Origin of the sequence: Paenibacillus sp. N3/727 (assembly GCF_022637315.1) — a bacterium.
GTDB classification, from domain to species: Bacteria; Bacillota; Bacilli; order Paenibacillales; family Paenibacillaceae; genus Paenibacillus_AQ; species Paenibacillus_AQ uliginis.
Genome location: NZ_CP093336.1, coordinates 733,353 through 744,532, shown reverse-complemented (window position 1 = coordinate 744,532; position 11,180 = coordinate 733,353). Strand labels below are relative to the sequence as shown.

The following is an 11,180-nucleotide window of genomic DNA, read 5'->3' as shown; positions in this document are numbered from 1 at the left end:
TAGGAGGAGATAGGATGTACCGAACCAACCCTTTTCGTTGGTGGAACGTATTCGCTTTTGCTGCCGTCATCACTGTTAATGTCCTTTCCAATCTGCTGCCGCTCGGCGGCAAAACAACAAAACAAATTTCAGACCAGTATTATATTTACATAACCCCTGCCGGTTACGCGTTTACGATCTGGTCCTTGATCTATGTACTTTTAGCCGGGTTTATTTTCTATCAGCTGCGCAGGGATACCGGGACACGCGACTCCGTCGAAGATATAGGCATATGGTTTATTCTCAGCTGTATATTCAATATCGCTTGGCTCTTTCTGTGGCATTACCTCTACATCGAATGGTCGGTGGGGATCATGCTGCTGTTGGTGCTGTCGGCCTTGGTCATATACCGCAAAACACGCAGCATTCATTATCCGACAACCGGAGAAACGCTATTTGTAAAGCTGCCGTTTAGCATCTATCTTGGCTGGATATGCGCCGCTTTTGTGGTCAACGTTGGAATTGTCATTCATAAAAACGGCTGGTCCCCTTTCGGATTAACCGAGCTCGGCTGGAGCATTGCCCTTCTGTGTATTGGAGCTGTCCTAGCTATACTGATCAGCCGTCATTACCGCGACAGCATTCTTCCGCTGGTGTTCGTCTGGGCTTATTTGGCGATTTCTATCGAGCATAAGGACGTGGATAAGATTTTGCTCTCTTCATTTATTCTGGCTGCCATTCTGTTCATTTACGCGATATGGCTCTTCTTTGCCCGAAATAGAGAACGGGATTAACCTTGGAATTAGTGACTGTTGTATAAAGTGCAACCATATTTCGTGATATAGCGCCAAGGGACGGATTGTTGCATGTAATACAACAATAAGGATAGATAATCATTTTTCCACCTCTATCCAGAAGGGATTGTTGTAAAATCTACAACAATATCAGTAGGTTCGGGCATTCCGCTCGTCTAATGTTGTATAACATACAACATTACTTATCTCATCAAGCTTGATCATGGTAGCATCCCATGCAACTTCTTAATCATCAGCTCTAATTTTGATGAACTGGTACCGTTGTTGACAGGTATCAAAAAAGCTGCCCCGCTCTTTGGACCCTTACGGGATCCTGGAGCAGGACAGCTTTTTTTCGGCTGACTGTTCTTATTTCTTAACTGCAATGACCTCGATTTCTACAAGTCCGTCCTTCGGAAGACGGGCTACCTCTACCGCACTACGCGCTGGATACGGCTCTGCAAAAAAGCTTCCGTATACCTCATTCATCGCGGCAAAATCATTCATGTCTTTCAAGAAAACCGTCGTCTTAACGACCTGATCAAGCGTTGTGCCTGCGGCTTCCAGAATCGCCTGTACATTACTGAGGGAGTACCGAGTCTGTTCAGCAACTCCTTCGCCAAATTGTCCTGTCTCCGGGTTTAACCCGAGTTGGCCGGAAGTATACACAAACCCTCCGATTTCTACACCCTGGCTGTAGGGTCCAATGGCTCCAGGAGCCTTTGTGGTGGATAGAATATTTTTCGTCATATGTATTCCCCTCTCTTTAGACTATATAGGTCCTATACTGTAATAGTTACTGGGTTATTATTCACCCAGAACATGGATAACTTCGTTAGGATATACATGATTTCCTCTTGTATCGGTCATGGAAATATTAACCATAGACTTGGCGACTTTGACAGCTGGCACTGCACGATACGGAGCGAGTCGTCCCTTAAAGGCAAAATCCAGCTTTGTCATCAGCACAGAAGCAACTCCCTCACCCAAGCGACTCTCATCCCGGTTGCCTAGCAGCAGTGATGGACGGAAGAGATGAAGCCCCTGAAACCGAAGTCTGCACAGCTCTTCTTCCATTTCTCCCTTAACTCGGCTGTAAAAGGTTCTGGCTTTCGGATCAGCACCAACGCTGCTTACGGCCAGAAATTGACCAACCTGTGCCCCCTTGGCCAGCTTGGCGCCGGCAAGGACATATTCGAGATCCACCTTTCGGAACTGTTTTCGCGAGCCAGCTTTTTTGATCGTTGTTCCCAGACAGCTGAATACGCTGTGAACTCCAGTAAACGCGTCTTCATACTGCTCCAGCTTGTCCCAATCCGTCTGTATCACGGTCAGTTTGGGATGGACAATATCTGGCGGACGTCTGACAAGGAGCCGCACCTCGTCAATACCTTCACGACTCAGCAGCTCCTCCGTCACATGACGTCCTACCAGTCCCGTGGCTCCCATAACGAGTGACGTCATCCCCATGGAAGCTCCCCCTTTTTCACGATTATTAATTGATATGGGTTCTTCGTTATTACTTATATTCTTATATGTGGTACGAATGTATGTCGTCGAATTTATGTCGCACGAAGCACTTTTCGTCCAAGTGTCAAAGTGGTCAGCAGCATAATAACGCCAACGAATGCCTGAAATCCGTACTGCTGAATCCAAACCGGTGCGTCCTTCATCATTTTGAACACCTGGCCTCCGATCATAGGGCCCAAAAATGAGGCTAACCCGGTAATTGCCGAATACATCGCAATAAACATCGGCCGCTCACTCTTCGGTGTATCCCCGATCATAAAGTTGAACGCCAACTGGTTAAAGCCCCCAACACCAGCGCCTAACAGCATATGGGACAGCAGAAGGACCGGAATAACCGGCAGAACAGCCAGCAAGCCCCATGACAGGCAGGAAAAGGCGATAAGCGGAAGCGTCCAGAATAGCAGTCTGCGGTTGCTAAAACGGGCGTTCAAATTACCCCAGACATAAAAGCCCATCATCATAATGGCCGTCTGAGCCACTGTCATAATTGATACAACAGAATACGAGATATGCAGCACATCCAGCATCGCGTAAGAATACAGAGGCACTACCAGCGTTTGAAGAAACAGCCAGCCTCCGAGAAACAAAGTGGATTTAATGAATGGCTGATCCGAGAGCGGTTTTTTCACCATCGGCCAAAACTTTGTTTCCTTGGAACGTTCAAACGGTGGGTCCGGATACAGGAAAAACAGTGATAGGTTCGCTGCAATCGCAATCCATGCAATAATAAACAAGATCAGAAAGCCTGTGCCTCCGGGATAACGGTCCAGAATCATACCGCCGATAAACAGCATTACCGCGCCCAATGCGTTCAAGATCGTATTCCGAATGCCAAAATAACGGCCTCGAACCTTGGAGGGAACCATGTCACTGATGACTGAGGTCCAGATTATGCCTGATACGGTACCGGCAAGAAAAGCACCCATGTACAGTACCAGGAACGAAGGAATCCACCATTTCTCGTCAAACACGAACGGTATAACTCCCGTTGCACCCCACAATATCCGGTTCAGGAAGGTAGACACAATCATGGCTTTCTTCCTATACTGCAGACGTTGAATCAAAAAAGCTGTCAAAATCTGAAAAACGTTAAAAAATGTGGTGACAGCAAGCACAAATCCCACTTCACTAGATTCGGCACCCAAATATAACAGATAACCTGTCAAAAACGGACCTCCAAGCAGCGTCTGGTAAATAACGGCCGGGACACCTTCCCAGGTTGCCGTGAGCAAGTGTCTGCGCTGAGGGGAAACCTGCCGATGCGGCTTGTGCATAACTCTTACAGCCTTGATGGGGATACACTCCTTTGGTGACTTATAATGGCTGATTAAACTCTCTCTTTGACCCCATTCTACACCCGGATTACCCCCTGTCAATACGGCTGAAAAAATAATTGTGACGTTACTTCAAGTACGATATAAAGGCAAGTATATTGAGAAGTTGCTGCCAAGCCCTTACTGCTTACGACCTCTACGTTTCCATCAAAAAAATGGGCTAAATCACGGGTGATCGAGAGCCCAATTCCTGCCCGGCCATCGTTGCTTCATTAATATGGACTCCTCCTGCTAGAGTCACAGCTGATTCCATTTACTTTTAAATATGTTGTTGTCCATGCTCAATCACTCCTCGCTATATACTTTCCGATTACCCGGTGATCCCGGATCTAATCCTTTACCTATGCGGGAACTATAGTTTTCGACACGAAACAACAGAAGAAAAATAAAATTTTATATAAAAAATCAAGTTTTAAATAATTAGTGATTATTTTCACATAAAACTCCTTCTACTTATGCTAAGATTCCATCGAATGGTAGTCATTGCGACTTACCTTTCCAAGCTTTTACCGGGTAAAAAGCCACATATTTATATCATTTCGACGGAATAAAGTGTCGGCTAACGTCGTATTCCGGCAATACCTTTCGTTGTTAAAATGTTTCAACATTTTAATATCATATTTTTCACCAAATTTTGAACAAAAAGTGGAGGTCATTGGTATGAAAAAGAAATTGTCCATCATTTTGTCCGGAACTCTGGTCCTTGGAGGACTGCTCGCAGGCTGCGGCGGGGAAAAAGCTGAGGAACCTGCCAACACGGAAAAACCTGCGGCTGAAGCACCCGCAACAGAAACACCTACTACGGAGGCAAAAGCTGGCGAATACACAGACGGAGCCTACTTCGCTCAAGGCGAAATGGACGAAAAATCCGGCTGGCAGTACAATGTCACCCTTCATGTTGAAGGCGGAAAGATCAAAGACGTGAACTGGAACGGCTCTAATATCAAGGCTGGACCTGACAAGAAAACCCTCTCTGAGTCCGGTGAATACGGCATGAAGGAAAAAGCCGGTGCTCAAGCCGAGTGGCACGAACAGGCTGAGAAAGCCGAACAGTTCCTGGTTGAGAAGCAGGATCTGGCAGCTATCACTTATAACGAAGAAGGCAATACAGATGCGATCAGCGGTGTGTCGATCCATGTAAATGACTTCGTAGAAATCGCTCAGAAAGCAATTCAGGCTGGACCTACTGAAGCTGGACCTTACAAAGATGGAGGCTACCATGCTGAAGGAGAAATGGATGCCAATAGCGGCTGGAAATCAACTGTTGATCTTACAGTTGCCAACGGTAAAGTTATCGCAGCTTACTTCAGCGGCGTGAACGATAAAGGCGAAGACAAACAAGACTTCTCCAAAGACGGAAAATACGGCATGAAGGAAAAAGGTGGAGCACAGGCTGAATGGCACGAGCAAGTTGAGAAAGCTCAGCAGTTCTACCTGGAGAACCAAGGCGTCGGCAGCTTATCTTTTAACGAAGAAGGCAAAACAGATGCACTTTCCGGTGTATCCGTCGGCGTTCAAGAATATTTCCAGCTTGCTGAAAAAGCGCTCGAAGGAGCAAAGTAAGCGACTAAAAATGAAAATAACACTGCAAGCAGAAGACCGGGAGCATGCTCCCGCTTCTGCTTTTGCAGCACAATGAGACCAATGAGGTGAGCTTCGTGAAAAAGATTGTCTTACTAGGCGGCGGATACGGCGGCGTTCATGCAGCTAAAAAGCTGGCTAAGAAGTTCAAGAAGGACAAAGATGTACAGATTACTCTGATTGACCGCAATCCCTACCATACCCTCCTGACTGAGCTACATGAGGTAGCGGCTAACCGGACACCGGAGGATTCAGTCAAGATTGATCTAAAAAAAATATTTGCTGGGCTTAACGTTGATGTCGTGCTCGACGAAATCAACAACATCGACTTTGACGGTAAAAAGCTGAGTTCAGAAACTGCTGTCTATGAATACGACTATCTGGTCATAGGTACAGGTTGTAAACCAACCTTCTTCGGCATTCCGGGCGCGGAAGAAAATGCGTTCACCCTCTGGTCGTTTGAAGATGCGGTACGTCTGAAGGAGCAAATCCGTCACAGTTTCCGCGAAGCAGCTAAAGAGCACGACCCGGCTGTACGTAAGTCAAAGCTCTCCTTCGTCGTCGTAGGCGCTGGTTTTACCGGTGTTGAGCTCATCGGTGAAATGGCTGAATTCCGTGATGAATTGTGCAAAGAGTTTTATATTGATAAATCCGAGGTCCGACTCGTTGTAGCGGATATGGCACCAAAAATCTTGCCTATCCTGCCGGATAAACTGATCGCCAAATCCGAGAAATACCTCCGCAAAATCGGAGTTGAAATCATCACAAGCGCCAAAATTACCGGCGTTGGCGAAGACCGCGTCATTCTCGGAGAAGGCAAGGAAATCATCGCTAACACAATCGTATGGACAGCTGGTGTCGAAGGTTCCGAACTGGTCGGAAATCTGGACGTTCAGCAGCAAGGACGCAAACGGATCGTAACGAATGACAAGCTGCAAAGTGTTGATCATGAAAATGTATATGTCATAGGCGATAACATCTTCTATGTTCCGGAAGGTGAGACCCGTCCCGTACCACAGATGGTAGAGAACGCTGAGCAGGCTGCAGCGCTGGCCGCACACAACCTGATTGCGGACATTACTAACGGAACGAAGAAATCATATAAACCGGCGTTCCATGGCACCATGGTCTGCATCGGCAGCCGTTATGGTGTAGCCAATGTTGGATTGCCGAATAAAATGTTCATGCTAACTGGGTTTTTCGCAATGCTATCCAAGCATTTCATGAACATGTTCTACCTGTCTACAGTTGCCGGTTTCAACAAAGTTTGGTCTTATATGATGCATGAATTTTTCCATGTGAATAACCGTAGAAGTTTCCTCGGGGGACATTTCTCGAAGCGCTCCCCGAATTTCTGGCTCGTCCCGCTTCGTATATATCTGGGCATCATGTGGCTAACCGAAGGGTGGGAGAAACTGCTTAAAATCATAGATGATCCGAACCGGATCTTCCTGATTCCCCCTGCTCCTACAGCAGATGCGACAACTGCGGCAACCCAAGCGGTGGAAGCAGTCTCCCAGACGGTTGACGCACAGACAGCTGCTTCTGCAGTAACAACCGCTAAGGATGCTATTGAAGCTCTTCCGGTGCCCGGCTTCATCAGCAGCATGGTCAGTGGCTTTATGGATATGTTCTTCTATACCGCAGACGGAGGTTATACCGCCCTTGCTTCCGTATTCCAAGTGGGTATGGTAGGGGCTGAAATTGTGTTTGGCCTTATGCTCATCGCCGGTCTGTTCACAGCTGTTGCCTCCATCGGTACAATTGCGATGGGTGTTATGATCTGGACATCAGGTATGGCCCCTTATGAAATGCTGTGGTTTGTAACGGCTGCTATCGCTACAATCGGCGGTGCTGGAAGCACACTTGGCCTCGACTACTATGTACTGCCTTGGCTGAAAAAGCATTGGAAAAAGGTTCCTCTTGTGAAACGTTGGTATCTGTATACCGATTAGTAATTTGAATCACGTTGTCTAAACAAGGAGGCATATGCATATTACTGCGTATGACTCCTGTTAATATGATCTCGTTTTGAGGATGATCTTCCGCAAAACTTCTCGAAGGAGTGGGCTTAATGAATACTCGACTGATGAACGATACCGTACGTTTACTGCATGAAGAATGGTCCCCGATTGCCGGAATCGTCCTGGATATTCCTTGTCACGATATGAACCGGCTAGTTCAGGTACTGGATCATCATCAGTTGGAGCCTAAACGACAGACGGTTTTGCTAGCACTCTACAGCCTGCTCCACATGGCGCGAGAGCGTCACCGGGACTGCTCGTTCAGTGATCCCGATCTGACTCGAAACATATTGGACGGCGACTACCTATACAGCCTTTATTTACAGATGGCCGTCAAATTTCAGGAAACGGATCTGGTAAGCCATCTAGCCCCAGTGCTGAAACGGCAGAAAATTGCTTTGGCAGAAGGGCGATTGATAGACGAAGATCTTACGATGCATTTCGAGAAATTTCTATGCGGCGAATATAAGCACAAACAGACTGGAAAAGCGATGTAACGAGGAGGAATCAGGGATGAAGCTTCATGAAGCATTGAATGTAGACATCAACCGGGTGAACCGGGAAATCGAACAAATCGTCAAGCATGACCCTGATCTCTCTCGTTCATCTGTCGTAGCCAAAAGTGTGCTTGAGCTCATTCGATCCGGCGGCAAACGACTACGTCCTTTGATGGTGCTGGTTGGCTCCCGATTTGGACCGAAGTCTGTAGGACGTAAACAGTGGCAGCTTGCAGCTGCAGCCGAGTTCATACACGCAGCTTCGCTAGTTCATGACGATGTGATCGACCGTTCAGACCTACGCCGTGGACAACCAGCCATGCATTTGAAGACCGGTGTCAGCCAGGCCGTTCATATCGGTAGCTATATGTCGCTACGCATTGTTGAACTTCTCTCCCAATATGCATCGGATCAGGAACGGTATGTGCATGATTTATCATCTATCGCAAGCACCCAGCTGTGTATTGGGGAATACCAGCAAATGGCCCATGCTTTCGACTACGATCAAACCCTTGAGCAGTATCTGGAGAAATCCCGTAACAAGACAGCGCTGCTCATGGCTACCTGCCTGAGAACCGGAGCTCTCTCCTCAGGCTGCGAATCACAAACGGCGGACCTTCTCTATGAATTTGGAGAATGTTTAGGCATGCATTTTCAGATTCAGGACGACTTGATGGATTTTACGCAGGATGCCGCAACACTCGGCAAGCCGGCAGGAAGCGATCTCCGTCATGGCCAAGTTACTCTACCCGTACTGTTCGCTCTGCAGGACCCAGCTCTCTCTGGAATGATTCGCTCCATTGGCCCGGACTCTCCTGATTCCGATATCGAGCAGGTTCTGGAGACAATCCGGCAAAGTGGAGCGCTTGAGAAGACAGTGCAGTTCAGCCGTTCGTATCTGGAGCGTGCTAATGCCATTATCGGGCAGTTATCCGGCTTCCCGGCTCATGAGGATCTGAAGGTTCTTCTTCACTACTTCTCGGCAGCTTGATCTAACAACAACAGGGTGTCCCAACACGGTCATTAGACCAATGGGGCACCCTTGTTTTGTACTTGTAGTCGCTGGGTATCTCCATTTATCTGTTGTGAGACGTTCCGCGTACGAATCATTCCTACGATCGCTCTTGCCCCCGAATTTCCTGATTGGTTAACTTAATAAATAATATATACCCGCTACTGTAAACGAAACGATACCAGCTACGGCAAACCATGTAGCTACTTTTTTCTTTAATCCACGGTCATCCTTAGATTCCGAATAAAAATTACCTCTTTGTTGATAACCAGTAGTCCATGCTCCAACGCAAAGTCCAGATATAAATATGCAAGTAAATCCAATATATAAAAACCACTGCATAATAGAGCCCCCTTCTTAAGTCACCCTCTTTCGTAACAACGTTTATTTCTGGCTATAGTTATGTTCAAGGCTGAAAAAAGCACCTTTTCCATAAACACATCACGGAATTAATACTTATCCTTCTGCAACTCCATATCCTTCAATAAGCTTTTTAAGATCACCTACCGTCTTGATCTCGATGCGGTCATCCTAAAAGTCCTTGACCCACTTGGTAAAGCTGACCTTTACTATCTTGCGATACTGCTTTTACTCGAGTATACCTTCCATCACTGCAAGTTCATGCTACGTGTCAGCGTCCTCCTTTTAATATGTCTTGGCATAAGAAAAACCGCCCCTATCAGACAGTTGATTCTAAACTATAGTATCCCGTTAGTTGAATACAAAGAGTTCAAAAACGAAGAAGAATAACTTTTTTGAAACGGTTTCCTTCTAGCTTATGCGCGCTTCACTTCGGATTAGCCTATTCCTTGGTCGTTTTTTGCGGCAAATATGTCGGCATTTTCACTTGTTTGATCAGCAGAACGCCGTCGAAATGTCGTCTTAGCTCCAGCGTCATCGGCATCATCACCTGATAAGAGGCTATCATCCGTTCGAATATCCACGAATTTCCGCGTTCATTTTCCCGATAGCGTAAATCCATGAATGTATATGGCTGTCCTACTGCAGATAAAATATCTTCCATAGATCCCGGGATCATCGGATCCAGCTGTACCGGTTCCCTCGTATTCTCGGCTACTTGTCCTTCGCCCATAAATAGACCCATGACGTAGCTTTCCTGCTGCAGTTCCTTCGGCATGAGCTCTCCCATACTCTTTGGCATGGTTGAAATCAGAGACTGTGCTTTGCTTATATGACCATTATGTCCCCACACGATGATTTTCTCTTCCGGATAAATTTCTGTTGCTAGCCATGCAAGATTGCTAGCCATCGCACGATCGCGCCATTCCATCATGGACTGGGCGCCACGATAATCCTCTTGTTCTGTTAATAAATTGGATTGGATGCACAGCTCATTAAACTCCTGAATGACCCGGATGCGATCCTCTAGTGCTCGCTTCATCAACTTGACGATATGCGGCTCATCGGGATAGTCCATCTTCAGCGCATTTTCATTCTTAGTCACGACCTGCAATAGCTCTTCATACACCTTAATCAGCTCAGGCTTGGCCTTGCGGAATCCACTGAGATCCTTGCTCAGTCTCCACTTATGAATTGCATGTTCCGCTTGCAACGCTCTGTCCTTCAGCCCCTTGCTTGGAATCCAATTCGCATCCTGAAATAGCGGGGATTGCATCTGAATATCGAAACCCATCAGCCGCAAAGGTGATTCACTCTTATGTGTCTCCTTCATGTACTCGAATAGCGGATTCGTCTCTTCCGTCCACCATACGCCAAATATGGAACGCATCATCGTTTCCTGGGTCGCCGTCTTTTTTATTCTTCCTTGTGCAAGGGCAGCGTCGGCCAAACCACTTTCAAATGCAACAATGTTATATCCTAGTGTTTGATGCATGTACTGAATGAGGCGCGTTTTGACTAGATTAAATTCGGCCACGCCATGTGAATTTTCTCCTAAATATACAATTCGCTTGTCAGCGAGCAATGGGATCAGCATATCGAGATCGCTAAATTTGTCCTGCGCAATGGATCCACCACTCGAAGACCATGGTTCCGGTTGGATCGTGTTTAAGGCATAAGCATGATCCGCGGCCCAACGCTTCCAATCGGATAATGCGTCCGGATACGACCTGGCGGTTCTGGCTTGTTGTTCATGTATTAATGCTCCGTTTATGGGCTGGGACGAAGTTCCCACCGCTGCTTCCCCATATGCGGTCTTTACCGGAATAACAGCAGCTGTTATCGTGGTACTAAGCATGATTAAAGTAAGCGGCATGCAAAAAAAACGACGTAAATCAAAGGTATTCGTGTTCCATTTCATTGAATCTAACTCCTTACCGAAAAATAATTTGCGTTCTTCTTCAAGAATACATAAATAGCACCATGTCTTTTTGATCATTATTGCTATCTTCATTTGAACACAATAATATTGGAGAGTTGATTATCGTCACATGAACAAGAGTTGCTTT

Annotated in this window: 10 protein-coding genes; 5 read left to right on the top strand and 5 right to left on the bottom strand. The window is 46.6% G+C overall.

What is annotated here, in order from left to right:
- Positions 1–14 precede the first annotated feature (14 nt).
- A complete protein-coding gene (locus MNQ98_RS03385; RefSeq protein WP_241931917.1) occupies positions 15–773 on the top strand; it encodes a tryptophan-rich sensory protein in 759 nt (252 codons plus the stop codon).
- A 369-nt stretch (positions 774–1,142) separates the two neighbouring features.
- Here the strand turns inward: MNQ98_RS03385 and MNQ98_RS03380 are convergent, their stop codons facing one another.
- The 3 genes from MNQ98_RS03380 to MNQ98_RS03370 all read right to left on the bottom strand — a co-directional run bounded on the left by MNQ98_RS03380 (position 1,143) and on the right by MNQ98_RS03370 (position 3,577).
- Positions 1,143–1,523 (bottom strand): RidA family protein, encoded by a 381-nt coding sequence (locus MNQ98_RS03380; protein WP_241931916.1) that lies wholly within the window; start codon positions 1,521–1,523, stop codon positions 1,143–1,145.
- 57 nt (positions 1,524–1,580) lie between these two features.
- Positions 1,581–2,243, bottom strand: a complete 663-nt coding sequence (locus MNQ98_RS03375) for an NAD(P)H-binding protein (protein WP_241931915.1) — start codon at positions 2,241–2,243, stop codon at positions 1,581–1,583.
- A 92-nt stretch (positions 2,244–2,335) separates the two neighbouring features.
- A complete protein-coding gene (locus MNQ98_RS03370; protein WP_241931914.1) occupies positions 2,336–3,577 on the bottom strand; it encodes an MFS transporter in 1,242 nt (413 codons plus the stop codon).
- Positions 3,578–4,297: 720 nt separating this feature from the next.
- Between MNQ98_RS03370 and MNQ98_RS03365 the strand changes: the two genes are divergently transcribed.
- From MNQ98_RS03365 to MNQ98_RS03350, 4 genes are all read left to right on the top strand, one after another.
- Complete coding sequence (locus tag MNQ98_RS03365) at positions 4,298–5,200, top strand: FMN-binding protein (RefSeq protein WP_241931913.1); 903 nt, start codon at positions 4,298–4,300, stop codon at positions 5,198–5,200.
- 95 nt (positions 5,201–5,295) lie between these two features.
- Positions 5,296–7,173 carry an FAD-dependent oxidoreductase gene (locus tag MNQ98_RS03360; protein ID WP_241931912.1) on the top strand — a complete coding sequence of 626 codons (1,878 nt, stop codon included), beginning with the start codon at positions 5,296–5,298 and terminating at the stop codon, positions 7,171–7,173.
- Between the two features lie 119 nt (positions 7,174–7,292).
- Positions 7,293–7,739 carry a hypothetical protein gene (locus MNQ98_RS03355; RefSeq protein ID WP_241931911.1) on the top strand — a complete coding sequence of 149 codons (447 nt, stop codon included), beginning with the start codon at positions 7,293–7,295 and terminating at the stop codon, positions 7,737–7,739.
- A 16-nt stretch (positions 7,740–7,755) separates the two neighbouring features.
- Positions 7,756–8,730 (top strand): polyprenyl synthetase family protein, encoded by a 975-nt coding sequence (locus tag MNQ98_RS03350; RefSeq protein ID WP_241931910.1) that lies wholly within the window; start codon positions 7,756–7,758, stop codon positions 8,728–8,730.
- 156 nt (positions 8,731–8,886) lie between these two features.
- Here the strand turns inward: MNQ98_RS03350 and MNQ98_RS03345 are convergent, their stop codons facing one another.
- Together MNQ98_RS03345 and MNQ98_RS03340 are read right to left on the bottom strand one after the other, a co-directional pair.
- A complete protein-coding gene (locus tag MNQ98_RS03345) occupies positions 8,887–9,093 on the bottom strand; it encodes a DUF5316 family protein (protein WP_241931909.1) in 207 nt (68 codons plus the stop codon).
- Positions 9,094–9,553: 460 nt separating this feature from the next.
- Positions 9,554–11,032, bottom strand: coding sequence for an erythromycin esterase family protein (locus tag MNQ98_RS03340; protein ID WP_241931908.1), 1,479 nt, complete (start codon positions 11,030–11,032; stop codon positions 9,554–9,556).
- Between the last annotated feature and the right edge of the window lie 148 nt (positions 11,033–11,180).

Excerpts from the sequence above, each read along its gene's own strand:
- MNQ98_RS03385 (WP_241931917.1), top strand. The coding sequence starts at position 15 with ATGTACCGAACCAACCCTTTTCGTTGGTGGAACGTATTCGCTTTTGCT.
- MNQ98_RS03380 (WP_241931916.1), bottom strand. The coding sequence starts at position 1,523 with ATGACGAAAAATATTCTATCCACCACAAAGGCTCCTGGAGCCATTGGA.
- MNQ98_RS03375 (WP_241931915.1), bottom strand. The coding sequence starts at position 2,243 with ATGGGGATGACGTCACTCGTTATGGGAGCCACGGGACTGGTAGGACGT.
- MNQ98_RS03370 (WP_241931914.1), bottom strand. The coding sequence starts at position 3,577 with ATGCACAAGCCGCATCGGCAGGTTTCCCCTCAGCGCAGACACTTGCTC.
- MNQ98_RS03365 (WP_241931913.1), top strand. The coding sequence starts at position 4,298 with ATGAAAAAGAAATTGTCCATCATTTTGTCCGGAACTCTGGTCCTTGGA.
- MNQ98_RS03355 (WP_241931911.1), top strand. The coding sequence starts at position 7,293 with ATGAATACTCGACTGATGAACGATACCGTACGTTTACTGCATGAAGAA.
- MNQ98_RS03350 (WP_241931910.1), top strand. The coding sequence starts at position 7,756 with ATGAAGCTTCATGAAGCATTGAATGTAGACATCAACCGGGTGAACCGG.
- MNQ98_RS03345 (WP_241931909.1), bottom strand. The coding sequence starts at position 9,093 with ATGCAGTGGTTTTTATATATTGGATTTACTTGCATATTTATATCTGGA.
- MNQ98_RS03340 (WP_241931908.1), bottom strand. The coding sequence starts at position 11,032 with ATGAAATGGAACACGAATACCTTTGATTTACGTCGTTTTTTTTGCATG.